This is a genomic window from Pseudomonas sp. ML2-2023-6, from assembly GCF_037055265.1.
In the GTDB taxonomy this organism is placed as follows: Bacteria; Pseudomonadota; Gammaproteobacteria; order Pseudomonadales; family Pseudomonadaceae; genus Aquipseudomonas; species Aquipseudomonas kulmbachensis.
This window is the reverse complement of record NZ_CP146347.1, coordinates 5,016,343-5,041,030: the sequence shown is the minus strand read 5'-3', so window position 1 is coordinate 5,041,030 and position 24,688 is coordinate 5,016,343. Positions and strand designations below refer to the sequence as shown.

The window sequence follows — 24,688 nt, the reverse complement described above, 5'->3', positions numbered from 1 at the left end:
GGGTCATGAGTTCAGCCTTGCGTGAAGGGCCGTATCTAGAAAGCTGGCGTTGGATGAGCCGCCAGATCCGTTGCGGGCTGGCGCCGAACGAGCCACGCCTGATCGAGCATTATCTGGCTGAAGGCCGCTATCTTGCGGGCTGCACGGCGACCTCGCCGTGGATGATTGCCGTAACTACCTTCCGGCTGCTGCTGGACACCGCAACCGACACCGCGCTGCCGTGGCACTGGCGCACTCAGTGTCTGGACCACGCGTGGCGCCCGCTGCGCGACCTCGAAACCCAAGCCCTATGTAACTGCCGACTCAAGCGCTGGCAAAGCTGTGCCTGGCAGTTGGCGACCTGCGAGCTCGAGCCTTCAATTTCTTTAACAGAACTGGTGCAAGGATTTCCTGATGAGTAACACTCGTATCGAACGTGACAGCATGGGCGAATTGCACGTACCTGAGGCGGCGCTCTATGGCGCACAAACCCAGCGTGCAGTCGACAACTTCCCCATTAGCCATCAACGCATGCCAGCGCAATTCATTCGCGCACTGATTCTGGCCAAGGCCGCAGCCGCCCAAGCCAACATTGAACTCAAGCAAATCAGCGCTGCCCAGGGCGAGGCCATAGTCGAGGCCGCCCAGATTCTGCTGACCGGTGACTTTATGGAGCACTTCCCGGTGGATATTTTCCAGACCGGATCGGGCACCAGTTCCAACATGAATGCCAATGAAGTGATCGCAACGCTTGCCACGCGGCTGCTGGGTGAGCCGGTTAACCCCAACGATCACGTCAACTGCGGGCAAAGCAGCAACGACATTATCCCGACCACCATCCATGTCAGCGCGGCTCTAGGCTTGCACGAGCAACTGCTGCCCGCGTTGACGCATCTGGTGCAGGTTATCGAGCACAAAGCCGAGCAGGTTCATCAGTACGTCAAAACCGGCCGTACGCACTTGATGGATGCCATGCCCGTGCGCATGAGCCAGGTGCTCAACGGCTGGGCGCAACAGCTCAGGGCTAATATCGAACATTTGCACAATCTGCAGCCTGCGCTGCAATCGCTGGCGCAGGGCGGTACGGCGGTGGGCACCGGGATTAACGCGCACCCGCAGTTTGCCGCTTTGTTCAGTCAGCAGCTCACGGCCCTGACTCAGGTGAAATTCACCCCGGGCAAAGACCTGTTTGCCTTGATTGGCTCGCAGGACACGGCCGTGTCGGTGTCGGGGCAACTCAAGGCCACTGCGGTGTCGCTGATGAAAATTGCTAACGACCTGCGCTGGATGAACTCAGGTCCCTTGGCAGGCCTGGGCGAGATCGAGCTTGAGGCCTTGCAGCCGGGCTCTTCGATCATGCCGGGCAAGGTCAACCCGGTGATTCCGGAAGCCACGGCAATGGTCGCAGCTCAAGTGATCGGCAACGACACGGTGATCACCATCGCGGGGCAGTCCGGCAACTTTGAACTGAACGTGATGTTGCCGGTAATTGCCCAGAACTTGCTGAGCAGCATCGAACTGCTGGCCAATTCCAGCCGCCTGTTAGCAGACAAGGCCATCGCCAGTTTCAAGGTCAACGAGGGCAAGCTTAAAGAAGCGCTGGCGCGTAATCCGATTCTGGTGACGGCCCTGAACCCGATCATTGGTTATCAGAAGGCTGCCGAAATCGCCAAGACCGCCTATCAACAAGGCCGCCCGGTGATTGATGTGGCCCTCGAATACACCGACCTGCCACGCAGCCAGCTTGAGGTCTTGCTCGACCCCGAGAAGTTGACTGCAGGCGGCGTTTAACGCATCGACACTGCTTTGGAGGCTCACATGGAACACTGGAAACGCACGATCGAAAGAGCCAATCGCTGTTTCGCCGAGGGCGAGCTGGTCGATGCGCGGGAGCATTACTTGCAGGCGCTGGCGCTGGCACAAGTTCTGTTCGAGCGCTGGAGTGATGCCGACGAAGCAGTAGCGGCTTGTGTCATTTCGCACCACAACCTGGCGGATCTGCACCTGCGGCTCAACCAGCCGGAGGAGAGCGTCGAGTACCTCTGCGCGATCCACCAGCGTTTATTGCAAACCATGCAGAACGCTCGCCTGTCGTCGGCCTTGCGTGAAGCAGCGTTGCGTCAGAGCAGTAAAACCTATGTTGAGCTTTTGAACTTTATCAGTGAGCACGGTGAGTACCCGCGCTCCAATCTTTTACTCAAAAGCAACCTGGCTCAGAGCAGCCATGAATATTCGACAGTTAGCGGCCATCACTTGGGAGCACATTGATATGACTTACACCTTGCCTGCCTTGCCTTATGCCTACGACGCGCTCGAGCCGCACATTGATGCGCAAACCATGGAAATCCACTACACCAAGCATCACCAGACCTATATCAACAACCTGAATGCGGCGGTGGAGGGCACGGAGTGGGCCCAGTGGCCTGTGGAAAAACTGGTGGCCAGTGTTAATCAGTTGCCCGAAAAGCTGCGGGCAGCGGTGATTAACCAAGGTGGCGGGCATGCCAACCATTCGCTTTTCTGGGAAGTTATGAGCCCTCAAGGCGGTGGCAAGCCGGAAGGTGAGTTGGCCAAGGCGATTGATCAACAACTGGGCGGGCTGGAGACCTTCAAGGAGAACTTCACCAAGGCAGCGCTGACTCGTTTTGGTAGTGGCTGGGCCTGGCTGAGCGTGACCCCGCAAAAAACACTGGTGATCGAGAGCAGTGGTAACCAGGACAGTCCGTTGATGAATGGCAATACGCCGATTCTCGGGCTGGACGTATGGGAGCACGCCTATTACCTGCGCTATCAAAACCGTCGCCCGGAATACATCAATGCGTTTTACAACGTAATTAATTGGCCTGAAGTGACGCGTCGCTATCAAGCAGCGATTGGCTGAGCCCACTCAAAAGGATTCAGGCGGATTATGGGCACGCAAATATTGGCGGTAGGTGGCGTGCGGATGTTTCGCTATGCCCTCGGCACGCTCTTGCTACTGGCGGGCACAGCCTTGCTGGTAGCGAAGGGTTTGGTCTGGCTGGATCTGGAGCCGAAACTGTTGCGGGCGCTGCAGGGCGGTTCGCTCTGTGCGCTGGGCACTGCATTGGGTGCGGTGCCGGTATTGGTCATTCGTAAAATGCCGGTGGCGGTCAGCGATACCTTACTTGGCTTTGGTGCCGGGGTGATGTTGGCGGCCACGGCCTTTTCGTTGATTGTGCCGGGGATTGCTGCCGCTCAAGGCCTGGGGTTGTCGCCCTGGTCTTCCAGCGGGCTGATCAGTCTGGGCATCATGCTGGGCGCTTTCTGCCTGTTTCTGGTGGATCGCAAGGTCTCGGGTGTCGGGCCGGAGGTGTTCGCCAGCCGCCCAGGCGAGCCGGTTATTGCACCGCGGATCTGGTTGTTTGTGATTGCGATTGTGGCGCACAACATTCCCGAAGGCATGGCGGTCGGGGTGTCGGCGGGGGGCGGTATGCCTGATGCCGATAGCCTGGCGATGGGCATAGCCTTGCAGGATGTGCCTGAAGGGCTGGTGATTGCCTTGGTGCTGGCAGGGGCGGGCATGTCGCGGGTCAAGGCGTTCCTGATTGGCGCAGCCTCCGGTCTGGTTGAGCCGGTGTTCGCGGTGCTCTGCGCTTGGCTGGTCAATCTGGCTGAGGTGTTGTTACCGTTGGGGCTGGCATTGGCGGCAGGGGCGATGCTGTTGGTGGTCACGCAAGAGGTGATCCCGGAGTCGCGGCGCAACGGTCACGAAAAACTGGCGAGCCTGGGGTTGTGTGTTGGCTTTTGCCTGATGATGGTGATGGATACGGCGCTTGGGGCGTAGTCGCAGCCTTCGTTCCTCGCCGGCGACAAGGCGAGCAAAACTCCTGTAGCAGTTGACGAGTAGAACGAGGCTACGTTCGGCTGCGAAGCAGCCGTAAAACCATTCAGCCTTGGTGTTTCAGATAAATCGCGTATACCGGGTTTACGACGATTGCATCGCCGAACGCAGCCTCGTGGAGCTCGTCAGCTGCTACGAGCAATTGCGTCGCTTTGCTCACTCACCCTCATCAAAGAAGTTGTTGATCAGTTTGGCCAGTGCATCCAGAGCTTCCTGCTCCTGCTCACCTTCGGTCATCAGGTGGATGGTGGTTCCCTTGCCCGCAGCGAGCATCATCATGGCCATGATGCTTTTGCCATCTACCATTGATTCAGGAGTACGACCCGCCCGGATCTGACATGGGAACTGCCCTGCGATACCGACGAACTTTGCTGATGCCCGGGCGTGCAAGCCCAGTTTGTTGATGATTTCAATTTCCAGTACAGGCATCGCGGGGTAGATCCTTCAAGTAAGGTCGCGGTGGCGAACCTGGACGTTCTTCAGAGTTTCTTGCAGGCATTTGCCCAAGCGTTCGGTCAGGTACACCGAGCGGTGATGCCCGCCCGTGCAGCCAATACCAATCGTTACATAGGCACGATTACTGGCAGCAAAGCGCGGTAGCCACTTCAACAGGTAACTGGAGATATCCTGGAACATCTCTTCGACATCGGGTTGTGCTGCCAGATAGTCGGCAACCGGTTGGTCGAGTCCCGATTGCTCGCGCAGCTCGGGTTTCCAGTACGGGTTAGGCAGGCAACGTACGTCAAAGACCAGATCAGCATCCACTGGCATCCCGCGCTTGAAGCCAAACGACTCAACCAAAAAGGCGGTGCCGGCTTCAGGCTTGTTCAGCAGGCGCAACTTGATGGTGTCACGCAACTGATACAAGTTCAGATTGGTGGTGTTGATGGTCAGGTCTGCGAGGTCAACAATTGGCCCGAGCAGTTGGGTCTCGTCTCGAATAGCTTCGGCAAGTGAGCGGCTTGCGCTGCTGAGCGGGTGACGTCGACGTGTTTCCGAGAAGCGCTTGAGCAAGGTTTCTTCGTCGGCGTCCAGGTACAGAACATCGCACTGGATATGCCGATTACGAACCTCTTCAAGCAGTTGGGGGAAACGTGACAAGTGGCTCGGCAGGTTTCGCGCATCGATCGATACGGCCACCAGCGGCTGCGCCAATTCGGTGTGAATCAGCGCACGCTCGGCCAGTTCCGGCAGCAAGCCGGCTGGCAGGTTGTCGATGCAGTAGAAGCCGTTATCTTCAAGGACGGCGAGGGCTGTACTTTTACCGGAGCCGGAGCGTCCGCTGACAATTACTAAGCGCATGATTAATGACCGTTCTGTACGTCCAGAACAACCTGATACAACGCTTCGTTGCTGGATGCGTTACGCAGTCTTTCGCGAACGTCTTTACGATCGAGCATGCTGGCAATCTGCCGGAGCAGTTCCAGGTGTGCATCGGTTGCCGCTTCTGGCACCAGCAAAACGAACAGCAGGTCGACCGGCGCGCCATCGATGGCGTCGAAATCTATAGGGGCGTCGAGGTGAAGCAAGGCGCTGACTGGCGACTCACAGCCCTTGAGGCGGCAGTGGGGTATGGCGATGCCGTTACCAAAACCGGTAGAACCCAGTTTTTCACGGGCGATAAGGCTCTCAAAAACATCCTGCATTTCGAGACCAGGCACTTCGCGGCTGATCAGGTTGGCAATGTGTTCGAGTGCGCGCTTTTTACTGCCGCCCGGCGCGTTCACCAAGGAACGGCCGGGGGTCAGGATACTTTCAAGTCGGATCATGGGTAGGGAGTATTAACGACCGGTCGCGCCCTGGAGCAGGCTTTGGGTCTTTTCCTTATGCTTTTTCAGTTGGCGATCAAGCTTGTCAGTGAGCAGATCAATGGCGGCATACATGTCGTCATGCTCGGCGTTGGCAACGACTTCTCCTCCATGGATGTGCAAGGTGGCTTCGATCTTCTGTTTAAGTTTTTCGACCGCCATCGTTACCTGTACGTTGGTAATCTTGTCGAAGTGACGCTCCAGTCGGTCGAGTTTTTCGCCGATGTAAGCGCGTAGCGGTTCGGTGACTTCCAGTTGGTGTCCACTGATGTTGACTTGCATACAGTTTCTCCTTTGATGCCATTGCATAAAGCGGCAGGCCGAGCAGCCTGCCACTGAAACGCTGGGGTCCGTGGCTTACATCAACCGCTTACGTTCGCTTGAAGGCGCTATCCCTAGGGATTCGCGGTACTTGGCGACGGTGCGACGGGCTACCTGAATACCTTGTGCCTCCAGTAAACCAGCGATCTTGCTGTCACTCAACGGCTTTTTCTGATTTTCAGCCGCAACCAGTTTTTTGATGATGGCACGGATCGCGGTGGAGGAGCATTCGCCGCCTTCGGAGGTGCTGACGTGGCTGGAGAAAAAGTACTTAAGCTCATAAATACCGCGGGGGGTATGCATGAATTTCTGCGTAGTTACTCGCGAAATCGTTGATTCGTGCATGCCGACAGCTTCTGCGATGTCATGCAGTACCAACGGCTTCATGGCCTCGTCGCCATATTCCAGAAAGCCGCGCTGATGCTCGACGATTTGGGTAGCCACTTTCATCAGGGTTTCGTTGCGGCTTTGCAGGCTTTTGATGAACCAGCGTGCTTCCTGCAACTGGTTGCGCATAAAGGTGTTGTCGGCACTGGTGTCGGCGCGGCGCACGAAACCCGCGTATTGCGGGTTGACCCGCAAGCGTGGCACGGACTCTTGATTGAGTTCTACCAGCCAGCGTTCGTTGTCCTTGCGTACGATCACGTCAGGTACGACGTACTCGGCTTCGCTGGACTCGATTTGCGAGCCAGGGCGCGGGTTGAGGCTTTGCACCAGCTCAATGACCTGGCGCAGCTCGTCTTCCTTGAGCTTCATGCGGCGCATGAGTTGGCTGTAGTCGCGCGCGCCCAGCAGATCGATGTAGTCAGTGACCAGGCGTTTGGCTTCGTTCAGCCAGGGTGTCTTGGCCGGGAGCTGACGCAATTGCAGCAGCAGGCACTCGCCCAGGTTGCGCGCACCGATGCCAGATGGCTCGAATTGCTGAATGCGGTGCAGAACGGCTTCGATTTCATCGAGCTCAATGTCCAGTTCCGGATCGAACGCTTCGAGAATTTCCTCGAGGGTTTCGTCCAGGTAGCCCTGGTTGTTGATGCAGTCGATAAGGGTCACGCCGATCAGTCGGTCGGTGTCAGACATCGGTGCCAGGTTCAATTGCCACAGCAGGTGGCTTTGCAGGCTTTCGCCAGCAGAAGTGCGGGTGGTGAAGTCCCACTCGTCATCGTCGTTGCTTGGCAGGCTGCTGGCGCTGGTCTGGTAGATGTCTTCCCAGGCGGTATCGACTGGCAGTTCATTGGGAATGCGGTCGTTCCAGTCGCCTTCGTCCAGGTTATCTACAGTTTGCGCAGATTCCTGGTAAGTCGGTTCCTGAACGTCGGTATTGGGTTTTTGCTCGATGTTGTCGGCCAGGGGGTCTGCATTGTCGAAGTCGTCGCCTTCTTCCTGGCGTTCGAGCATCGGATTGGACTCCAGGGCTTCCTGGATTTCCTGTTGCAGGTCGAGGGTCGACAATTGGAGCAGGCGGATGGCCTGTTGCAGCTGAGGTGTCATCGTCAGCTGCTGGCCCATTCTCAAGACTAGCGATGGTTTCATGGCAGGGGCTTAACACCTTATTCGCCGGCGCACATGGCGCCATCCACTACAGGGCGCGTGAGCGCCAAACATAAGCAAATTATATGCCTGAAACCGATGCGTTTGCCTAGGGGGTGCTCAGATTAGTTTTTTGCTTGCGCAACTAATCGAGAGCGCTCCCCATCGAGCGCCTGGATAATAAAAATCATGCGGACTTTTTTCTGTCCTTGGCGCTCCGGCAACACGCTATATCCTGGCCTTACAAGCGGAATTCATTGCCCAGATACACTTCTCTCACCAACTTGTTGGCAAGAATCGTTTCAGCATCACCTTCGGCAATAAGTTGACCGTCGTTAACGATATAAGCGGTTTCGCAGATGTCGAGGGTTTCGCGCACGTTGTGATCGGTGATCAGTACGCCAATGCCCTTGGCTTTGAGGTGGTAGATGATTTGCTTGATGTCGCCGACCGAGATCGGGTCAACCCCGGCAAAGGGTTCGTCGAGCAGGATGAACTTGGGGGCGGTGGCCAGTGCCCGGGCAATTTCTACTCGGCGACGCTCGCCGCCCGACAGGCTCATGCCCAGGTTGTCGCGGATGTGGTTGATATGGAACTCTTGCAGCAAGCTTTCCAGCTCTTTGCGTCGACCTGCCTTGTCGAGTTCCTTGCGGGTCTCGAGGATCGCCATGATGTTGTCGGCTACCGACAGCTTGCGAAAAATCGAGGCTTCCTGCGGCAAGTAACCAATACCGGCGCGTGCGCGACCGTGCATCGGCTCATGGCTGACGTCCAGGTCATCGATCAGGACGCGGCCCTGATCGGCATGTACCAGGCCGACAATCATATAGAAGCACGTGGTTTTGCCCGCGCCGTTAGGGCCGAGCAAGCCCACGATTTGCCCGCTGTCGATCGACAGGCTGACATCACGTACTACCTGACGGCTCTTGTAGCTTTTGGCCAGATGCTGGGCTTTCAGAGTTGCCATTACTGGGCCTTCTTCTTGGGCTGGATCACCATGTCAATGCGTGGGCGAGGTGCTGTGACCTGGCTGCCATTGGCGCGACCGGCGCTGGCGACTTGTTTCACCGTGTCGTAGATGATTTTTTCACCTTCGGTGGTGTTGCCGTCGTTGATGACTTTAGCCTTGTCGATCAGCACGATGCGGTTTTGCGGCGCATGGTATTGAATGGTAACGGCATAAGCCTGAACCGGCTTGGGGTCCGTGGCTTTCTGCAGTTGCTCGAAGTAAGCCAGGTTGCCGACGGAAGTAACCACGTCGATCTCGCCCGCGCTATTGCGAGTAATGGTGACGGTGTTGCCAGTGATTTTCATCGAACCCTGGGTGATGATTACATCGCCCTTGTAGGTGGCAACGCCTTGCTTGTCATCCAGTTGGGCTTCGTTGGCCTGGATGCGGATAGGTTGCTCGTTGTCGTTCGGCAGAGCCCAGGCGCTCACGCTTCCCAGTGCTGCGCTCAAGCTGAGCAATAAAGGGAGGGTTTTAACGAGACTCATACTGTCCTCTTACGTTGGACAGCAGGTCCATCCTGCCGTCTTTCAAATATGCTTTCATGCCCTTGCCGGTCGTTACGCCGCCAGCACCGTCGATTCTAACGTCTCGCTCGGTCTGCGCATATTGCTTCTGCGGGAATACAGTCATGCGGGTACTGGTAATAACGGTGCTGCGGTTCTTCTCGTCGGTGCGGGCAACACGCACCGAGTCGATCAGCTCGACCTGCGTACCGTCCGGGTTGACTTCGCCACGCTCGCTCTGCACGTGCCATGGGTATGCCGTGCCGCGATACATTTGCATGTCGGGGCGGGTCAGTTGAGTGACTTCCGACGCTTTAAGATGTTCAAGCTTGTCGGAGGTCATCTCGTATTGCAGCTTGCCGTCTGGCAAGTACTGAAGGCTGCGTGCATTGACGGCGTAATAGTCGATAGCCTGTTCATCAACAGCCACGGCAGGGGTGTCGAGAAAGCGTTCCGGTCTGATATTCCAGTAGCCAACTGCCGCAAACAGCGAAGCAATGACCGCGAATAGCAGAATGTGGCGAATCTTTTTGCTCAGCATATAAAGCTCTATAGGTAGGCGGCGTGGGCTGCGTCCAGGCTGCCCTGGGCACGCAGAATCAGCTCGCAGAATTCGCGGGCGGCACCTTCGCCACCACGTGCCTGAGTAACGCCATGGGCGTGTTCGCGAACAAAGCCAGCGGCATTGGCCACCGCCATGCCCAGGCCGACACGACGGATGACCGGCAAGTCAGGCAGATCATCGCCCAGATAGGCGACCTGTTCATAGCTTAGGTTGAGTTGGCCAAGAAGCTCGTCCAACACGACCAATTTGTCTTCTCGACCCTGATACAGGTGTGGAATACCCAGGTTTTGCGCGCGGCGCTCGACCACCGGGGTTTTGCGGCCGCTGATGATCGCGGTCTGGACTCCTGCAGCCATCAGCATCTTGATGCCCTGGCCGTCGAGGGTGTTGAAGGTCTTGAACTCGCTGCCGTCTTCGAGGAAGTACAGGCGGCCGTCGGTCAAAACGCCGTCAACGTCGAAAATGGCCAGCTTGATGTTTTTACCGCGCTTGAGAAGTTCCTGGGTCATTACATTACTCCTGCGCGTAGCAGATCGTGCATGTTCAAGGCACCAACCGGGCGGTCTTCCTTGTCGACAACAACCAGCGCGCTGATTTTGTGGTCTTCCATAATTTTCAGGGCTTCGGCCGCCAGGATGTCAGCGCGGGCGGTTTTACCGTGTGGGGTCATGACCGCATCGATGGTTGCATTGCGGATATCGATCTCACGGTCCAGGGTGCGACGCAAGTCGCCGTCAGTAAAGATTCCGGCCAAGCGGCCGTCTTCTTCAACGACCACGGTCATGCCCAGGCCCTTGCGGGTCATTTCCATCAGCGCTTCCTTGAGCAGCGTGCCGCGCTGTACCTGCGGCAGCTCGTCGCCAGAGTGCATGACGTTTTCGACTTTCAGCAACAAGCGACGGCCCAGGGCGCCACCAGGGTGGGAAAAGGCAAAGTCTTCTGCTGTGAAACCGCGGGCTTCAAGCAGTGCAATGGCCAGTGCATCGCCCAGAACCAGGGTTGCCGTGGTGGAGGAGGTCGGTGCCAGATTCAGCGGGCAAGCCTCTTGGGCTACGCGTGCGTCAAGGCTGACGTCGGCGGCCTTGGCCAGTGGCGACTCTAGATTGCCGGTCATGCTGATCAGTTTGATGCCAAGGCGTTTGATCAGGGGCAACAAGGTGACAATTTCGGCGGTTGAGCCGGAGTTGGACAGTGCGAGGATGATGTCATCGCGGGTGATCATGCCCATGTCGCCGTGGCTGGCTTCTGCCGGGTGAACGAAAAAGGCCGTGGTGCCGGTGCTGGCCAGGGTGGCGGCAATCTTGTTGCCTATGTGCCCTGACTTGCCCATGCCGACCACGACTACCCGGCCTTTACTAGCCAAAATCATCTCGCAAGCGCGTACGAAATCTGCGTCGATATGTGCCAGTAAACCTTCTACGGCTTCCAGTTCGAGGCGGATAGTGCGTTGGGCAGATTGAATCAGGTCGCTGGATTGGCTCATGGTTGAAGTCGGGTAGCCTGAGAAAAGGCAACGATTATAGCGGTTATGTGCGCATCCCTCACGCTTGATCGCAGTGCTTTGTTGTCTCTTTAGGCAAAGACTTCGCGTGATTTAAGAAAAACCCTCTTTATTTCACTGTATTGAGGCTTAACCGGCACTCCTTCGGCCTTGGGCGGTCACTATGAGCGGTGGTATAGTTCGCCGCCAGTTCGGCCCGCCAGGGAACGCGTGCTTCTTGATAAGAAGTTTGGTGTCCGGGTGAGAGGCAGACGCTGTATCGCAAGGAGTTTAGATGAGCGCCGATAACGCCTACGCGGTCGAGCTGAAGGGAGTGTCCTTCAAGCGCGGCACGCGCAGCATCTTCAATAATGTCGATATTCGTATTCCGCGTGGCAAGGTCACGGGAATCATGGGCCCGTCGGGCTGCGGCAAAACCACACTATTGCGCCTGATGGGCATGCAACTGCGTCCCAGTAGCGGCGAAGTGTGGGTCAATGATCAAAACCTGCCGACCCTGTCGCGCAGTGATTTGTTTGATGCCCGCAAGCATATGGGCGTGCTGTTTCAGAGCGGTGCGCTGTTTACCGATCTGGACGTGTTCGAGAACGTTGCCTTCCCGCTGCGGGTGCATACCGAGCTGCCGGAAGAAATGATTCGCGACATTGTGTTGCTGAAATTGCAGGCAGTGGGCTTGCGCGGGGCTATCGATCTGATGCCCGACGAATTGTCTGGCGGCATGAAGCGCCGGGTGGCTTTGGCGCGGGCGATTGCCCTGGATCCGCAAATCCTGATGTATGACGAGCCCTTCGTGGGCCAGGATCCCATTGCAATGGGGGTGCTGGTACGGCTGATTCGCCTGCTCAACGATGCGTTGGGTATCACCAGTATTGTGGTTTCTCATGACCTGGCTGAAACCGCGAGTATTTCTGACTATCTGTATGTAGTCGGCGATGGTCAGGTGCTGGGGCAGGGCACGCCGGAAGAGCTGATGAATGCCGATAATCCGCGTATTCGCCAGTTCATGACCGGCGATCCGGATGGCCCGGTTCCGTTTCACTTTCCGGCCTCGGACTACCGAACCGATCTTCTGGGGAAGCGCTGATGCGCAAACATTCATTAATGGACCGTGTCGGATTGTTCGGTCGTGCCGGGATAGACATTGTCTCGGTGCTGGGGCGTTCGACGATTTTCCTGTTTCATGCACTGCTGGGGCGTGGCGGTATCGGTGGCGGGTTTGGGCTTTTGCTCAAGCAACTGCACTCTGTAGGCGTCATGTCCTTGGTCATTATTGTGGTGTCCGGCATATTCATCGGCATGGTGTTGGCGCTGCAAGGCTTCAGCATTCTGTCCAGCTATGGTTCCGAGCAGGCTGTCGGGCAAATGGTTGCCTTGACCCTGTTGCGTGAGCTGGGGCCGGTTGTAACTGCCTTGCTGTTTGCCGGGCGAGCGGGGTCTGCATTGACCGCTGAAATCGGCAACATGAAATCGACCGAGCAACTGTCCAGCCTGGAAATGATTGGGGTTGACCCACTCAAGTACATCATTGCGCCACGGTTGTGGGCCGGGTTTATTTCCCTGCCTGTGCTGGCGATGATTTTCAGTGTGGTCGGGATCTGGGGCGGCTCGTGGGTTGCAGTAGATTGGCTGGGCGTCTATGACGGCTCCTACTGGGCCAATATGCAAAACAGCGTAACCTTCAGTGGTGACGTACTTAACGGGATCATCAAAAGCATCGTTTTTGCCTTTGTAGTGACCTGGATTGCCGTGTTTCAAGGTTATGACTGCGAGCCCACTTCAGAGGGGATCAGCCGTGCCACTACCAAGACCGTGGTGTATGCCTCATTGGCAGTCCTCGGCCTGGACTTTATTTTGACTGCCTTGATGTTTGGAGATTTCTGATGCAAAACCGCACCATGGAAATCGGTGTCGGCCTGTTCCTGCTGGCTGGCATCCTGGCTTTGCTGTTGCTCGCCCTGCGGGTCAGTGGACTGTCCCCGACCGCCAGCACCGACACGTACAAGCTGTATGCCAATTTTGACAACATTGCCGGTCTTACCGTGCGCGCCAAAGTCACCATGGCGGGCGTGACCATCGGCAAGGTTACGGCGATCGATCTGGACCGTGACAACTACATGGCTCGTGTCACCTTGCAACTCGAAAAAGCTGTGGATAATCTGCCGACCGATTCGACTGCGTCTATTCTCACAGCGGGTCTGCTGGGTGAGAAATATATCGGTCTCAGCGTGGGTGGTGAAGACACCCTGCTCAAAGACGGTGGCACTATTCACGACACTCAGTCGTCGTTGGTTCTGGAAGACCTGATCGGTAAATTCCTGCTTAATACCGTTAGCAAAGACGCCAAATAAGGAGCTTTTAGATGATCTCTCTCTTGCGCCGTGGCCTGCTGGTAGTTCTGGCTGCAGCCCTTCCTCTGATGGCAAATGCTGCGCCGGGGCAATCTGCCCACGATATAGTTTCAGACACAACAACCCGGTTGCTGGCCGACCTGTCTGCCAACAAAGAGCAGTACAAGCAAAGCCCGTCCAAGTTTTACGATGCCTTGAACGAAATCGTTGGCCCAGCAGTGGATGTTGACGGTATTTCCAAAAGCATCATGACCGTGAAGTACTCGCGCAACGCTACACCTGCGCAGATGCAACGTTTTCAAGAGAACTTCAAGCGCAGCCTGATGCAGTTCTATGGCAACGCCTTGCTTGAATTCAACAACAAGGGCATCACCGTTTCGCCTGCCAAGGATGAAAGCGGGGATCGCACCAGTGTCGATATGACCGTGAAAGGTGATAGCGGCGCCATTTACCCGCTCTCCTATACCCTTAACAAGGTGAACGGCGAGTGGAAAGTGCGCAACGTGATTATCAATGGCATCAACATCGGCAAGCTGTTCCGTGATCAGTTCGCTGATGCCATGCAGCGCAACGGCAATAACCTGGATCAGACCATCGATAACTGGGCTGGTGAAGTTGCCAAGGCCAAGGAAACTACCGATGCAGCTGCTCCCAAGGCAGCTGGCAAATGAGTGAGGCGGGTGTAACCCTGGCCGGCGAGAGCGAGCTGCGTCTTAGTGGCGTGCTCGATTATCAGACCGGCCCTCGTTTGCGCAAAGAAGGCCAGGCCCTGATCAAAAAAGCCCTGGCCAAAGCCCTGGTGGTGGATTGCTCGGCAGTCACCAAATCCAGCAGCGTCGGATTGTCACTGTTGCTGTGTTACATCCGTGATGCGCAAGCCCTGAACAAGCCATTGAGCATTCGTGCCATGCCCGAAGACATGCGCGAAATCGCCCAGGTCTCGGGCCTGACCGAGCTGCTGGCACATCATTAATTGCCACCTATAGAAAAGCCCCCCGTCAGAGTCCTGTTATACGGGGTTCGCAGGCGCGGGGCTTTTTTGTATGATGGCCGACCCGCGCGCGTTAGGCGCCGAATGAGGTTGAGCATGCAGGCCGTAGAAGTGAAGAGCTTTCTTGAGGGAAAGCTGCCTGGAACCCAGGTAGAAGTTGAGGGCGAAGGCTGCAACTTTCAGCTGAACGTGATCAGTGACGAACTGGTGGCCCTGAGCCCGGTCAAACGTCAACAAAGCATCTATGCCCATTTAAACCCGTGGATCGCTGATGGCAGCATCCATGCGGTCACTATGAAATTCTTCAGCAGCGCGGCCTGGGCCGAGCGCACCTGAGCCCCCTGAGCCCATTGGCGTCGAGATTGTTATGGATAAATTGATTATTACCGGCGGTGCCCGTCTTGATGGCGAAATCCGCATTTCCGGGGCGAAGAACTCCGCCCTGCCGATTCTGGCGGCGACCTTGCTGTGCAATGGCCCGGTAACCGTAGCCAACCTGCCGCATCTGCATGACATCACCACCATGATCGAACTGTTCGGTCGCATGGGCATTGAGCCGGTGATCGATGAAAAGCTCAGCGTCGAAATCAACCCGAACACCATCAAAACCTTGGTTGCGCCGTACGAACTGGTGAAAACCATGCGTGCGTCGATTTTGGTTCTGGGACCGATGGTTGCCCGCTTTGGTTACGCTGAAGTGGCCTTGCCAGGCGGTTGCGCCATTGGTTCGCGTCCGGTTGACCTGCACATCCGTGGCCTTGAAGCCATGGGCGCAGTGATTGACGTTGAAGGCGGCTACATCAAGGCCAAAGCGCCAGAAGGCGGCTTGCGCGGTGCCAACTTCTTCTTCGATACCGTCAGTGTGACCGGTACCGAAAACATCATGATGGCCGCAGCACTGGCCAATGGCCGCAGCGTATTGCAGAACTCTGCACGCGAGCCTGAAGTCGTCGACCTGGCCAACTTCCTGAACGCCATGGGCGCCAAGGTTAGCGGTGCGGGCACTGACACCATCACCATTGATGGCGTAAAAGAGTTGCACACTGCGACCTATCGCGTGATGCCGGACCGTATCGAAACCGGTACCTACCTGGTAGCCGCAGCCGTGACCGGTGGCCGTGTGAAGGTCAAGGACACTGATCCGACCATCCTCGAAGCGGTTCTTGAAAAGCTCAAGGAAGCGGGCGCAGAAATCACCACCGGTGAAGACTGGATCGAGCTGAACATGCACGGCAAGCGCCCTAAAGCGGTGAACGTGCGTACCGCTCCGTACCCGGCGTTCCCGACCGACATGCAGGCGCAGTTCATCTCCCTCAACGCCATTGCCGAAGGCACGGGTGCTGTGATCGAGACCATCTTCGAAAACCGCTTTATGCACGTGTATGAACTGCACCGCATGGGCGCCAAGATCCAGGTTGAAGGCAACACTGCCATCGTTACCGGCACTGAAACCCTCAAGGGCGCGCCAGTAATGGCCACCGACTTGCGTGCTTCGGCCAGCCTGGTGATTTCGGCTCTGGTAGCTGAAGGCGACACCCTGATCGATCGCATTTACCACATAGACCGTGGCTATGAGTGCATCGAAGAAAAACTGCAGATGCTGGGCGCCAAAATCCGCCGCGTTCCGGGCTAGTTTTTGCTGTTTGGCTTCATGGGCACAGGGATAGTGTCCAGCCGCCAGGTGACGTAATGGCTTGCAAGCGTTACTTTACCTGGCCTCGAATCGTTCAAGTCGAGCCTGATATCAGGCTCGATGCTTGTCCGGCGCCGATTGCGTTCGGGCAAAAGTACCCTGATAAGGACTTACGTTTCCCATGTTGACCATTGCACTGTCCAAGGGCCGTATCCTTGACGACACCCTGCCGCTTCTGGCTGAAGCGGGCATTGTGCCGACCGAGAATCCGGACAAAAGCCGCAAGCTGATCATCCCGACTTCCCAGCCAGACGTCCGGCTGCTGATCGTCCGTGCCACCGACGTGCCAACTTACGTTGAACATGGTGCCGCCGACCTCGGTGTGGCCGGTAAAGACGTGCTGATGGAATACGGCGGCCAGGGCCTGTATGAGCCGCTGGACCTGCAGATTGCCCAGTGCAAACTGATGACTGCCGGTGCCATCGGTGCCCCCGAGCCTAAAGGCCGCCTGCGCGTTGCGACCAAGTTCGTCAATGTCGCCAAGCGTTACTACGCCGAGCAGGGCCGTCAGGTCGACATCATCAAGCTGTACGGCTCGATGGAGCTGGCGCCGCTGATTGGTCTCGCGGACAAGATCATCGACGTGGTCGATACCGGCAACACCTTGCGTGCCAATGGCCTGGAACCTCAGGAATTCATTGCCGCCATCAGCTCCCGTCTGGTGGTTAACAAGGCTTCGATGAAAATGCAGCACGCCCGTATTCAAGCCCTGATCGATACCCTGCGCAAAGCAGTGGAATCGCGACACCGCGGCTGACTCATCTGCGCGACCTTGAGTCGCGCCCATCTATCCGTGTAATAGCCAGAAATCTCAGGTACCCACGCGGATGGCTTGGTAGTCTTGTGGTGCCTGAGCTGTGCAAAACCAATATCCCAAGCATTCGCCCAATACCGAGGCCCTCGCTATGACCGCTCCCACTGCAATTCGTCGACTCAACGCTGCTGACCCGGATTTCGCGCAGCATCTGGATCATTTGCTGAGCTGGGAAAGTGTGTCTGACGACTCGGTCAACCAGCGTGTGCTCGATATCATCAAAGCTGTGCGCGAGCGTGGCGACGCTGCGCTGGTTGAATTTACCCAGCGCTTTGACGGGCTGAGCGTTAACTCGATGGCGGATTTGATCCTGCCGCGCGAGCGTCTGGAGCTGGCTCTGACACGCATTACTACGCCACAGCGTGAAGCGCTGGAAAAAGCCGCACAGCGTGTACGCAGCTACCACGAAAAACAGAAACAGGATTCCTGGAGCTACACCGAGGCCGACGGCACGGTACTGGGCCAAAAGGTCACGCCACTGGACCGTGCCGGTCTGTACGTGCCGGGCGGCAAAGCCTCGTACCCGTCGTCGGTATTGATGAACGCCATTCCGGCCAAGGTCGCAGGCGTCACCGAAGTGGTGATGGTGGTGCCGACCCCGCGGGGTGAAATCAATGAACTGGTACTGGCTGCCGCCTGCATTGCGGGTGTTGACCGGGTGTTCACCATTGGCGGCGCACAAGCTGTCGCTGCGCTGGCTTATGGCACCGAGAGCGTTCCGAAAGTCGACAAGGTGGTCGGGCCGGGCAACATCTATGTCGCGACGGCTAAACGCCACGTATTTGGTCAGGTCGGCATCGACATGATCGCCGGTCCTTCGGAAATTCTCGTGGTCTGCGATGGCCTGACCGATCCGGACTGGATTGCCATGGACCTGTTCTCCCAGGCCGAACACGACGAAGACGCGCAAGCGATTCTGGTCAGCCCGGACGCTGAATTCCTCGACAAGGTTGCGGCCAGCATCGCCAAGCTGCTGCCAACCATGGAACGGGCCGAAATCATCGAAACCTCGATCAATGGTCGTGGCGCGCTGATTCTGGTCAAGGACATGCAGCAGGCGATTGATGTTGCCAACCGTATTGCTCCGGAGCACCTGGAGTTGTCGGTGGCTGACCCGCAAGCATGGCTGCCGCAGATCCGCCACGCGGGTGCGATCTTTATGGGCCGCCATACCTCTGAGGCCTTGGGCGATTACTGCGCGGGTCCAAACCACGTATTGCCGACTTCCGGCACGGCGCGTTTTTCGTCGCCGCTGGGGGTGTACGACTTCCAGAAGCGCTCCTCGATCATTTTTTGCTCCGAGCAGGGTGCTTCCGACCTGGGCAAGACCGCTTCGATTCTCGCTCGCGGCGAATCGTTGACCGGTCACGCCCGTAGTGCCGAATACCGCATCATCGCCGACGAACAGGGGCAATAAGCATGAGCAAATTCTGGAGTCCATTCGTTAAAGAACTGGTGCCTTACGTACCGGGCGAACAGCCTAAATTGACCAAACTGGTCAAGCTCAATACCAACGAAAACCCTTACGGGCCTTCGCCTAAAGCGCTGGCGGCGATGCAGGGCGAGATCAACGATAACCTGCGTTTGTACCCTGACCCGAACAGCGACCTGCTAAAGCAGGCTGTTGCCGAGTACTACGGAGTGCAGGCCAATCAGGTGTTTTTGGGCAACGGCTCGGACGAAGTGCTGGCCCATGCGTTCAACGGTTTGTTCCAGCACGACAAGCCGCTGTTGTTCCCGGATATCAGCTACAGCTTCTATCCGGTTTACTGCGGTTTGTACGGTATCGAATTCGATGCTGTGCCGCTGGATAAGCAGTTCCAGATTCAGCCTGCGGACTACGCCAAGCCTAATGGCGGGATCATCTTCCCGAACCCTAACGCTCCGACCGGCTGCCTGCTGGCGCTGGACGCCATTGAGCAGATCCTCAAGGCCAGCCCCGACTCAGTGGTGGTGGTCGATGAGGCGTACATCGACTTTGGCGGCGAGACGGCCATTAGTCTGGTGGATCGCTACCCGAACCTGCTGGTGACCCAGACCCTCTCCAAGTCGCGTTCCCTGGCCGGGTTGCGGGTCGGTTTGGCGGTGGGCCATCCGGATCTGATCGAGGCGCTGGAGCGGATCAAGAACAGCTTCAACTCCTACCCGCTGGATCGTATCGCCATTGCAGGCGCGGCGGCGGCGTTTGAAGACCGTGAGTACTTCGAGCAGACCTGTCAGTTGGTGATCGACAGTCGCGAGCAAGTGGTCGGGCAGTTGCAGGCGCTGGGTTTTGAAGTGCTGCCATCAGCGGCGAACTTCATCTTCGCCCGTCACCCGGAGCACGATGCGGCGGCGCTGGCGGCCAAATTGCGCGAGCAGGGCGTGATCGTGCGTCACTTCAAGCAACTGCGCATTGCCCAGTTCTTGCGCATCAGCATCGGCACGCCGGAGCAGAATGCGGCGTTGATCGAAGGGTTGTCGGATATCTAATACACAATGACTACTGTGGGAGCGAGCAGGCTCGCTCCCACAGTGTTGGGGTGTGTTGTTTATCAGTCATTCTGCGGCGGCTGCTCTTGCGGCGGGCGCAGGCCCACTTCGGCAGTGAGCTTCAACTCTTTGCCGTTACGCATGACCTGAATCGTGATTTTGTCCGAAGGCTTGATCCGCGCCACCTGATTCATCGAGCGACGGCCATCGTTGGCGGGCTCGCCATCAATGCTCAGAATCACATCCCCCAGTTGCAGACCGGCTTTTTGCGCCGGGCCATCACGGAAAATCCCCGCGACAACAATCCCCGGACGCCCACTGAGACCAAACGATTCGGCCAGTTCCTGAGTGAGCGGTTGAACCTCAATCCCCAGCCAGCCACGAATTACCTGGCCGTGCTCGATAATTGATTTCATGACCTCCATCGCCAGATTGATCGGGATCGCAAAGCCGATGCCCTGGGAGCCACCGGACTTGGAGAAGATTGCGGTGTTGATCCCGGTCAGGTTGCCGTTGGCATCCACCAGCGCACCGCCCGAGTTGCCTGGGTTGATCGCGGCATCGGTCTGGATAAAGTCTTCGTAGTTATTCAGCCCCAACTGGTTGCGACCGGTGGCACTGATGATACCCATGGTGGTGGTCTGACCCACCCCGAACGGGTTGCCGATTGCCAGGGCAATATCGCCGATGCGCAGGGTGTCCGAGCGGCCGATGGTGATGGATGGCAGGTTTTTCAGGTTGATCTTGAGCACCGCCAAATCGGTTTCAGGATCGCTGCCGATAACCCGGGCCAAGGTTTCGCGCCCGTCCTTGAGCGCCACCACAATCTGGTCGGCCCCGGCGACCACGTGGTTATTGGTCAGCAAGTAACCTTCGGGGCTCATGATCACCCCCGAACCCAGGCTGGATTCCATGCGCTTTTGTTTGGGCGCGTTGTTGCCGAAAAAGTGGCGGAACTGCGGGTCCTCGAACAATGGCTTGGCGTTCTTGTTCACCACTTTAGTGGTGTACAGGTTGGCTACGGCGGGAGCCGCGCGTACCACCGCATCGGCATAGGTCACAGGGCCTTGCTGCACATAGCTGGCTTGCGGGGCTTGCTGCAGATTAACGTCCAGGCTCGGCAGTCCAACCCATTGCGGGTAACGCTGAATAATCAGCAAAGCGATAAGCACGCCAGCCAGCAGTGGCCAGCCAAAGAAACGCAAAGCCTTAAACATTGAACTCAGTCCTGAAGGTTGCAGAGCCATCTTGACGGCCCATAATGGCGCCATTATACGAGGGCCGCCCGGCTCTGAACGCTATATTTAGGAGTCTTTTATGGCTGTCGCCCTGAGCACGCTGGTAGAAGAAGCAAATCGTTACCTCAACTGTGCCTCCATCAGTGATTACTGCCCCAATGGTTTACAGGTCGAAGGCCGCCCGCAAGTGATGCGGATCGTCAGCGGCGTGACCGCCAGTCAGGCATTGCTGGATGCTGCCGTCGAGGCCCAGGCCGATCTGGTGCTGGTGCATCACGGTTATTTTTGGAAGGGCGAAGATCCATGCGTCACCGGGATGAAGCAGCGCCGCCTGAAAACCTTGCTCAAGCACGATATCAGCCTGTTGGCGTACCACTTGCCGCTGGATCTGCATCCTGAGGTGGGCAATAACGTGCAATTGGCGCGGCAACTGGACATTACCGTTGAAGGCCCGCTGGATCCGGGCAATTCGAAAGTAGTGGGGCTGGTGGGGTCCTTGGCTGAGCCGGTGACCGCCCGTGACTTTGCGCGCCGCGTTCAAGAGGCGTTGGGGCGTCAGCCGCTGCTGATTGAAGGCAGTGAAATGATCCGCCGCGTGGGTTGGTGCACCGGAGGCGGGCAGGGCTACATCGATCAGGCAGTACTGGCCGGAGTGGACCTGTACCTGAGCGGCGAAGCGTCCGAGCAAACCTTCCACAGTGCCCGCGAAAACGACATCAGTTTCATTGCCGCAGGGCATCACGCCACCGAGCGTTATGGCGTGCAGGCCCTGGGTGATTACCTGGCGCGACGCTTTGCCCTGGAACACCTGTTTATTGATTGCCCGAATCCGATCTGATTCCAAGCAACGATGACTAACCGTGGGAGCGAGCCTGCTCGCGAAGAGGCCATTATCAGCATCTCTTTCGCGAGCAGGCTCGCTCCCACAGGCAATTACAGCCCAAACTCGGCGATCTATTCTTAGACCGTTTCGATCTAGTAGACGCGATCAATAGAAGAGGGTGCTGTGCTAGCATTCGACCCTCGAACACGGCCCGCAGGCCGTTCATAAGATAGCTTTCGTGAGTAGCCATGGTCGACAAACTGACGCACCTGAAACAGCTGGAGGCGGAAAGCATCCACATCATCCGCGAGGTGGCCGCCGAGTTCGATAACCCGGTGATGCTGTACTCGATCGGTAAAGATTCCGCCGTGATGCTGCACCTTGCACGCAAGGCGTTTTTCCCTGGCAAGCTGCCGTTTCCGGTGATGCATGTCGACACCCAGTGGAAATTCCAGGAGATGTACAGCTTTCGCGACAAGATGGTCGCCGAGCTGGGCCTGGACTTGATCACTCACGTCAACCCGGACGGCGTGGCGCAAGGGATCAACCCCTTCACCCACGGCAGTGCCAAGCACACCGATATCATGAAAACCGAGGGCCTCAAGCAGGCTCTGGACAAATACGGCTTCGACGCCGCCTTTGGTGGTGCACGTCGCGACGAAGAAAAATCCCGTGCCAAAGAGCGCGTGTATTCCTTCCGCGACAGCAAGCATCGCTGGGACCCGAAAAACCAGCGCCCCGAGTTGTGGAATGTCTACAACGGCAACGTCAACAAGGGCGAATCGATCCGCGTATTCCCGCTGTCGAACTGGACCGAACTCGATATCTGGCAGTACATCTACCTCGAAGGCATCCCGATTGTGCCGTTGTACTTCGCCGCCGAGCGCGATGTCATCGAAAAGAACGGCACGCTGATCATGATCGACGACGAGCGCATCCTTGAGCACCTGTCTGACGAAGACAAGGCGCGCATCGTCAAGAAAAAGGTCCGCTTCCGTACCCTGGGTTGCTACCCGCTGACTGGCGCGGTGGAGTCTGAGGCTGAAACCTTGACTGACATCATCCAGGAAATGCTCCTGACGCGAACTTCCGAGCGCCAGGGCCGAGTCATCGATCACGATGGCGCAGGCTCAATGGAAGATAAAAAACGTCAGGGTTATTTCTAAGGGGTTGTTATGTCGCACGTATCTGATTTGATCAGCGAGGACATCCTCGCCTACCTGGGCCAGCACGAACGCAAAGAGATGTTGCGTTTTCTGACCTGCGGCAACGTCGACGACGGCAAGAGCACCCTGATCGGGCGCCTGCTGCACGACTCCAAGATGATCTATGAAGACCATCTGGAAGCCATTACCCGCGACTCGAAAAAAAGCGGCACCACGGGCGACGATATCGACCTGGCGCTGCTGGTAGACGGTCTGCAAGCCGAGCGCGAGCAGGGCATCACCATCGACGTGGCGTACCGCTATTTCTCAACCGCCAAACGCAAATTCATCATTGCCGACACCCCAGGCCATGAGCAGTACACCCGCAACATGGCCACCGGTGCGTCGACCTGTGACCTGGCGATCATTCTGGTAGATGCCCGTTACGGCGTGCAGACCCAGACCCGTCGCCACAGCTTTATTGCCTCGTTGTTGGGCATCAAACATATCGTTGTGGCCATCAACAAGATGGACCTCAAGGGTTTTGATGAAGGTGTGTTCGAGTCGATCAAGGCCGACTACCTGAAGTTTGCCGAAGGTTTGAAGCTCAAGCCGACCAGCCTGCACTTTGTGCCGATGTCTGCCCTTAAAGGCGACAACGTGGTGAACCGATCCGAGCGTTCGCCGTGGTACACCGGTCAGTCGCTGATGGAAATCCTCGAAACCGTAGAAATTGCCGCGGACCGTAACCTCACCGACTTGCGCTTCCCGGTGCAATACGTGAACCGTCCCAACCTGAACTTCCGCGGTTTTGCCGGTACGCTGGCCAGCGGCATTGTGCACAAGGGCGATGAAATCGTTGTGTTGCCGTCGGGCAAGAGCAGCCGGGTCAAATCCATCGTCACCTTTGAAGGTGAGCTGGAGCACGCCGGTCCTGGCCAGGCGGTAACGCTGACCATGGAAGACGAGATCGATATCTCCCGTGGCGACCTGTTGGTGCATGCCGACAACGTGCCGCTGGTGACCGATAACTTCGAAGCCATGCTGGTGTGGATGGCTGAAGAGCCGATGCTGCCGGGCAAGAAGTACGACATCAAGCGCGCTACCAGTTACGTGCCTGGTTCGATTGCCAGCATCGTCAACAAAGTTGACGTAAACACCCTGGAAGAAGGTCCGGCCAGCGCCTTGCAGTTGAACGAGATCGGCAAGGTCAAGATCAGCCTCGATGCGCCGATTGCGCTGGATGGTTATGACAGCAACCGCACCACCGGTTCGTTCATTATCATCGACCGTCTGACCAATGGCACCGTCGGTGCAGGCATGATCGTTGCTCAGCCGCTGAGTCATGGCAGTGCAACCCATCACGGCAAACTGGCGCACGTAGCGGTTGAAGAGCGCGTCCAGCGTTTTGGCCAGCAGCCAGCGACTGTGTTGTTCAGCGGCTTGTCCGGTGCCGGCAAAAGCACCTTGGCCTATGCGGTTGAGCGCAAGCTGTTCGACATGGGTCGTGCGGTGTTCGTACTGGATGGCCAGAACCTGCGCCATGACCTGAACAAGGGGCTGCCACAGGATCGTGCCGGGCGTACTGAAAACTGGCGTCGTGCTGCGCATGTGGCGCGTCAGTTCAACGAAGCGGGCCTGCTGACATTGGCTGCGTTTGTTGCCCCGGATGCCGAAGGCCGTGAACAGGCCAAGGCGCTGATTGGCAGTGACCGTTTGCTTACCGTGTATGTCCAGGCATCCCCGGCCGTGTGCGCCGAGCGTGACCCGCAAGGGCTGTATGCGGCAGGTGGCGACAACATCCCGGGTGAGTCCTTCCCGTATGACGTGCCGTTGAATGCCGACCTGGTGGTCGACACGCAATCGCTGCCACTGGAAGACAGCGTCAAGCTGGTGCTGGATCTGTTGCGTCAACGCGGCGCGATTTAAGCCGCACTAAAAAAGCCCGCCACCGAGTGATCGGTGGCGGGCTTTTTTATTGGGTGCGGCAATCAAATAATTGTAGCCGCTGCGAGGTACCAAGGCTGCGATCAACGGCGAAGCCGTCGTGAATAATGCCCCCGGTGTTTCAGACATATCAGGGACT

Annotated in this window: 29 protein-coding genes; 18 read left to right on the top strand and 11 right to left on the bottom strand. The window is 57.3% G+C overall.

Annotated elements, in window-relative coordinates; translation table 11 throughout:
• Positions 1–5 precede the first annotated feature (5 nt).
• Genes V6L79_RS23435 through V6L79_RS23415 form a run of 5 tightly spaced genes read left to right on the top strand, consistent with a single transcriptional unit; the run spans position 6 to position 3,784 of the window.
• On the top strand, positions 6–401 hold the full coding sequence (locus tag V6L79_RS23435) for a FagA protein (RefSeq protein ID WP_261739634.1): 396 nt from the start codon (positions 6–8) through the stop codon (positions 399–401).
• Positions 394–1,770 (top strand): aspartate ammonia-lyase, encoded by a 1,377-nt coding sequence (locus tag V6L79_RS23430; protein ID WP_261739633.1) that lies wholly within the window; start codon positions 394–396, stop codon positions 1,768–1,770. The genes V6L79_RS23435 and V6L79_RS23430 overlap by 8 nt, the downstream gene beginning before the upstream one ends.
• 27 nt (positions 1,771–1,797) lie before the next feature.
• Positions 1,798–2,247: a DUF2753 domain-containing protein gene (locus tag V6L79_RS23425; RefSeq protein ID WP_261739632.1), complete on the top strand. Its 450-nt coding sequence runs from the start codon at positions 1,798–1,800 to the stop codon at positions 2,245–2,247.
• Position 2,248: 1 nt separating this feature from the next.
• Positions 2,249–2,860, top strand: coding sequence for a superoxide dismutase (locus V6L79_RS23420; protein ID WP_338579566.1), 612 nt, complete (start codon positions 2,249–2,251; stop codon positions 2,858–2,860).
• A gap of 27 nt (positions 2,861–2,887) precedes the next feature.
• Positions 2,888–3,784: a ZIP family metal transporter gene (locus V6L79_RS23415; RefSeq protein ID WP_261739630.1), complete on the top strand. Its 897-nt coding sequence runs from the start codon at positions 2,888–2,890 to the stop codon at positions 3,782–3,784.
• 213 nt (positions 3,785–3,997) lie between these two features.
• On the opposite strand, the gene V6L79_RS23410 is transcribed toward V6L79_RS23415, so the two are convergent.
• The 10 genes from V6L79_RS23410 to V6L79_RS23365 form a co-directional block, all read right to left on the bottom strand.
• Positions 3,998–4,270 carry an HPr family phosphocarrier protein gene (locus V6L79_RS23410; RefSeq protein ID WP_261739629.1) on the bottom strand — a complete coding sequence of 91 codons (273 nt, stop codon included), beginning with the start codon at positions 4,268–4,270 and terminating at the stop codon, positions 3,998–4,000.
• A 15-nt stretch (positions 4,271–4,285) separates the two neighbouring features.
• Complete coding sequence (gene rapZ, locus V6L79_RS23405) at positions 4,286–5,143, bottom strand: RNase adapter RapZ (protein ID WP_261739628.1); 858 nt, start codon at positions 5,141–5,143, stop codon at positions 4,286–4,288.
• 2 nt (positions 5,144–5,145) lie between these two features.
• A complete protein-coding gene (gene ptsN / locus V6L79_RS23400; RefSeq protein WP_261739627.1) occupies positions 5,146–5,610 on the bottom strand; it encodes a PTS IIA-like nitrogen regulatory protein PtsN in 465 nt (154 codons plus the stop codon).
• 12 nt (positions 5,611–5,622) lie between these two features.
• The gene (gene hpf, locus V6L79_RS23395) at positions 5,623–5,931 is read right to left on the bottom strand and encodes a ribosome hibernation-promoting factor, HPF/YfiA family (RefSeq protein WP_016781796.1); all 309 of its coding nucleotides are present in this window, start codon (positions 5,929–5,931) and stop codon (positions 5,623–5,625) included.
• A 75-nt stretch (positions 5,932–6,006) separates the two neighbouring features.
• A complete protein-coding gene (locus V6L79_RS23390; protein WP_261739626.1) occupies positions 6,007–7,500 on the bottom strand; it encodes an RNA polymerase factor sigma-54 in 1,494 nt (497 codons plus the stop codon).
• A 238-nt stretch (positions 7,501–7,738) separates the two neighbouring features.
• The gene (gene lptB / locus V6L79_RS23385) at positions 7,739–8,464 is read right to left on the bottom strand and encodes an LPS export ABC transporter ATP-binding protein (RefSeq protein WP_261739625.1); all 726 of its coding nucleotides are present in this window, start codon (positions 8,462–8,464) and stop codon (positions 7,739–7,741) included.
• Positions 8,464–8,994 carry a lipopolysaccharide transport periplasmic protein LptA gene (gene lptA / locus V6L79_RS23380; protein WP_261739624.1) on the bottom strand — a complete coding sequence of 177 codons (531 nt, stop codon included), beginning with the start codon at positions 8,992–8,994 and terminating at the stop codon, positions 8,464–8,466. Before lptA ends, lptB begins: the two co-directional genes overlap by 1 nt.
• Positions 8,981–9,553, bottom strand: coding sequence for an LPS export ABC transporter periplasmic protein LptC (gene lptC, locus V6L79_RS23375; RefSeq protein ID WP_321834501.1), 573 nt, complete (start codon positions 9,551–9,553; stop codon positions 8,981–8,983). Before lptC ends, lptA begins: the two co-directional genes overlap by 14 nt.
• An 8-nt stretch (positions 9,554–9,561) precedes the next feature.
• Entirely contained in the window at positions 9,562–10,086 is a 525-nt protein-coding gene (locus V6L79_RS23370; protein ID WP_261739622.1) for an HAD family hydrolase, read from the bottom strand.
• Positions 10,086–11,060, bottom strand: a complete 975-nt coding sequence (locus V6L79_RS23365; RefSeq protein ID WP_321834499.1) for a KpsF/GutQ family sugar-phosphate isomerase — start codon at positions 11,058–11,060, stop codon at positions 10,086–10,088. The genes V6L79_RS23370 and V6L79_RS23365 overlap by 1 nt, the downstream gene beginning before the upstream one ends.
• A 292-nt stretch (positions 11,061–11,352) precedes the next feature.
• Here V6L79_RS23365 and V6L79_RS23360 point away from each other — a divergent pair, with 292 nt between their 5' ends.
• The 10 genes from V6L79_RS23360 (at position 11,353) to hisC (ending at position 19,396) form a co-directional block, all read left to right on the top strand.
• On the top strand, positions 11,353–12,162 hold the full coding sequence (locus tag V6L79_RS23360; protein ID WP_048360074.1) for an ATP-binding cassette domain-containing protein: 810 nt from the start codon (positions 11,353–11,355) through the stop codon (positions 12,160–12,162).
• On the top strand, positions 12,162–12,959 hold the full coding sequence (gene mlaE / locus V6L79_RS23355; protein WP_261739620.1) for a lipid asymmetry maintenance ABC transporter permease subunit MlaE: 798 nt from the start codon (positions 12,162–12,164) through the stop codon (positions 12,957–12,959). Before V6L79_RS23360 ends, mlaE begins: the two co-directional genes overlap by 1 nt.
• The gene (gene mlaD / locus V6L79_RS23350; protein ID WP_261739619.1) at positions 12,959–13,426 is read left to right on the top strand and encodes an outer membrane lipid asymmetry maintenance protein MlaD; all 468 of its coding nucleotides are present in this window, start codon (positions 12,959–12,961) and stop codon (positions 13,424–13,426) included. Before mlaE ends, mlaD begins: the two co-directional genes overlap by 1 nt.
• Positions 13,427–13,437: 11 nt before the next feature.
• The gene (locus tag V6L79_RS23345) at positions 13,438–14,097 is read left to right on the top strand and encodes a phospholipid-binding protein MlaC (RefSeq protein ID WP_261739618.1); all 660 of its coding nucleotides are present in this window, start codon (positions 13,438–13,440) and stop codon (positions 14,095–14,097) included.
• Complete coding sequence (locus V6L79_RS23340; RefSeq protein ID WP_261739617.1) at positions 14,094–14,399, top strand: lipid asymmetry maintenance protein MlaB; 306 nt, start codon at positions 14,094–14,096, stop codon at positions 14,397–14,399. Before V6L79_RS23345 ends, V6L79_RS23340 begins: the two co-directional genes overlap by 4 nt.
• Before the next feature lie 114 nt (positions 14,400–14,513).
• On the top strand, positions 14,514–14,753 hold the full coding sequence (locus V6L79_RS23335) for a BolA family protein (RefSeq protein WP_003439919.1): 240 nt from the start codon (positions 14,514–14,516) through the stop codon (positions 14,751–14,753).
• Positions 14,754–14,784: 31 nt separating this feature from the next.
• Entirely contained in the window at positions 14,785–16,050 is a 1,266-nt protein-coding gene (gene murA / locus V6L79_RS23330; protein WP_261739616.1) for a UDP-N-acetylglucosamine 1-carboxyvinyltransferase, read from the top strand.
• Positions 16,051–16,231: 181 nt separating this feature from the next.
• Positions 16,232–16,867, top strand: a complete 636-nt coding sequence (gene hisG, locus V6L79_RS23325; RefSeq protein WP_261739615.1) for an ATP phosphoribosyltransferase — start codon at positions 16,232–16,234, stop codon at positions 16,865–16,867.
• A 148-nt stretch (positions 16,868–17,015) separates the two neighbouring features.
• The gene (gene hisD / locus V6L79_RS23320) at positions 17,016–18,341 is read left to right on the top strand and encodes a histidinol dehydrogenase (protein WP_261739614.1); all 1,326 of its coding nucleotides are present in this window, start codon (positions 17,016–17,018) and stop codon (positions 18,339–18,341) included.
• A 2-nt stretch (positions 18,342–18,343) separates the two neighbouring features.
• Positions 18,344–19,396 carry a histidinol-phosphate transaminase gene (hisC, locus tag V6L79_RS23315; RefSeq protein ID WP_261739613.1) on the top strand — a complete coding sequence of 351 codons (1,053 nt, stop codon included), beginning with the start codon at positions 18,344–18,346 and terminating at the stop codon, positions 19,394–19,396.
• Between the two features lie 62 nt (positions 19,397–19,458).
• On the opposite strand, the gene algW is transcribed toward hisC, so the two are convergent.
• Positions 19,459–20,613, bottom strand: a complete 1,155-nt coding sequence (gene algW / locus V6L79_RS23310) for a Do family serine endopeptidase AlgW (RefSeq protein ID WP_261739612.1) — start codon at positions 20,611–20,613, stop codon at positions 19,459–19,461.
• A 100-nt stretch (positions 20,614–20,713) separates the two neighbouring features.
• Between algW and V6L79_RS23305 the strand changes: the two genes are divergently transcribed.
• The 3 genes from V6L79_RS23305 (at position 20,714) to cysN (ending at position 24,531) form a co-directional block, all read left to right on the top strand.
• On the top strand, positions 20,714–21,472 hold the full coding sequence (locus V6L79_RS23305; protein WP_261739611.1) for a Nif3-like dinuclear metal center hexameric protein: 759 nt from the start codon (positions 20,714–20,716) through the stop codon (positions 21,470–21,472).
• 233 nt (positions 21,473–21,705) lie between these two features.
• Positions 21,706–22,623 (top strand): sulfate adenylyltransferase subunit CysD, encoded by a 918-nt coding sequence (cysD, locus tag V6L79_RS23300; RefSeq protein WP_131655038.1) that lies wholly within the window; start codon positions 21,706–21,708, stop codon positions 22,621–22,623.
• Between the two features lie 9 nt (positions 22,624–22,632).
• Positions 22,633–24,531, top strand: coding sequence for a sulfate adenylyltransferase subunit CysN (gene cysN, locus V6L79_RS23295; protein ID WP_261739610.1), 1,899 nt, complete (start codon positions 22,633–22,635; stop codon positions 24,529–24,531).
• Positions 24,532–24,688 lie beyond the last annotated feature (157 nt).

Excerpts from the sequence above, each read along its gene's own strand:
- V6L79_RS23435 (WP_261739634.1), top strand. The coding sequence starts at position 6 with ATGAGTTCAGCCTTGCGTGAAGGGCCGTATCTAGAAAGCTGGCGTTGG.
- V6L79_RS23430 (WP_261739633.1), top strand. The coding sequence starts at position 394 with ATGAGTAACACTCGTATCGAACGTGACAGCATGGGCGAATTGCACGTA.
- V6L79_RS23425 (WP_261739632.1), top strand. The coding sequence starts at position 1,798 with ATGGAACACTGGAAACGCACGATCGAAAGAGCCAATCGCTGTTTCGCC.
- V6L79_RS23420 (WP_338579566.1), top strand. The coding sequence starts at position 2,249 with ATGACTTACACCTTGCCTGCCTTGCCTTATGCCTACGACGCGCTCGAG.
- V6L79_RS23415 (WP_261739630.1), top strand. The coding sequence starts at position 2,888 with ATGGGCACGCAAATATTGGCGGTAGGTGGCGTGCGGATGTTTCGCTAT.
- V6L79_RS23410 (WP_261739629.1), bottom strand. The coding sequence starts at position 4,270 with ATGCCTGTACTGGAAATTGAAATCATCAACAAACTGGGCTTGCACGCC.
- rapZ (WP_261739628.1), bottom strand. The coding sequence starts at position 5,143 with ATGCGCTTAGTAATTGTCAGCGGACGCTCCGGCTCCGGTAAAAGTACA.
- ptsN (WP_261739627.1), bottom strand. The coding sequence starts at position 5,610 with ATGATCCGACTTGAAAGTATCCTGACCCCCGGCCGTTCCTTGGTGAAC.
- hpf (WP_016781796.1), bottom strand. The coding sequence starts at position 5,931 with ATGCAAGTCAACATCAGTGGACACCAACTGGAAGTCACCGAACCGCTA.
- V6L79_RS23390 (WP_261739626.1), bottom strand. The coding sequence starts at position 7,500 with ATGAAACCATCGCTAGTCTTGAGAATGGGCCAGCAGCTGACGATGACA.
- lptB (WP_261739625.1), bottom strand. The coding sequence starts at position 8,464 with ATGGCAACTCTGAAAGCCCAGCATCTGGCCAAAAGCTACAAGAGCCGT.
- lptA (WP_261739624.1), bottom strand. The coding sequence starts at position 8,994 with ATGAGTCTCGTTAAAACCCTCCCTTTATTGCTCAGCTTGAGCGCAGCA.
- lptC (WP_321834501.1), bottom strand. The coding sequence starts at position 9,553 with ATGCTGAGCAAAAAGATTCGCCACATTCTGCTATTCGCGGTCATTGCT.
- V6L79_RS23370 (WP_261739622.1), bottom strand. The coding sequence starts at position 10,086 with ATGACCCAGGAACTTCTCAAGCGCGGTAAAAACATCAAGCTGGCCATT.
- V6L79_RS23365 (WP_321834499.1), bottom strand. The coding sequence starts at position 11,060 with ATGAGCCAATCCAGCGACCTGATTCAATCTGCCCAACGCACTATCCGC.
- V6L79_RS23360 (WP_048360074.1), top strand. The coding sequence starts at position 11,353 with ATGAGCGCCGATAACGCCTACGCGGTCGAGCTGAAGGGAGTGTCCTTC.
- mlaE (WP_261739620.1), top strand. The coding sequence starts at position 12,162 with ATGCGCAAACATTCATTAATGGACCGTGTCGGATTGTTCGGTCGTGCC.
- mlaD (WP_261739619.1), top strand. The coding sequence starts at position 12,959 with ATGCAAAACCGCACCATGGAAATCGGTGTCGGCCTGTTCCTGCTGGCT.
- V6L79_RS23345 (WP_261739618.1), top strand. The coding sequence starts at position 13,438 with ATGATCTCTCTCTTGCGCCGTGGCCTGCTGGTAGTTCTGGCTGCAGCC.
- V6L79_RS23340 (WP_261739617.1), top strand. The coding sequence starts at position 14,094 with ATGAGTGAGGCGGGTGTAACCCTGGCCGGCGAGAGCGAGCTGCGTCTT.
- V6L79_RS23335 (WP_003439919.1), top strand. The coding sequence starts at position 14,514 with ATGCAGGCCGTAGAAGTGAAGAGCTTTCTTGAGGGAAAGCTGCCTGGA.
- murA (WP_261739616.1), top strand. The coding sequence starts at position 14,785 with ATGGATAAATTGATTATTACCGGCGGTGCCCGTCTTGATGGCGAAATC.
- hisG (WP_261739615.1), top strand. The coding sequence starts at position 16,232 with ATGTTGACCATTGCACTGTCCAAGGGCCGTATCCTTGACGACACCCTG.
- hisD (WP_261739614.1), top strand. The coding sequence starts at position 17,016 with ATGACCGCTCCCACTGCAATTCGTCGACTCAACGCTGCTGACCCGGAT.
- hisC (WP_261739613.1), top strand. The coding sequence starts at position 18,344 with ATGAGCAAATTCTGGAGTCCATTCGTTAAAGAACTGGTGCCTTACGTA.
- algW (WP_261739612.1), bottom strand. The coding sequence starts at position 20,613 with ATGTTTAAGGCTTTGCGTTTCTTTGGCTGGCCACTGCTGGCTGGCGTG.
- V6L79_RS23305 (WP_261739611.1), top strand. The coding sequence starts at position 20,714 with ATGGCTGTCGCCCTGAGCACGCTGGTAGAAGAAGCAAATCGTTACCTC.
- cysD (WP_131655038.1), top strand. The coding sequence starts at position 21,706 with ATGGTCGACAAACTGACGCACCTGAAACAGCTGGAGGCGGAAAGCATC.
- cysN (WP_261739610.1), top strand. The coding sequence starts at position 22,633 with ATGTCGCACGTATCTGATTTGATCAGCGAGGACATCCTCGCCTACCTG.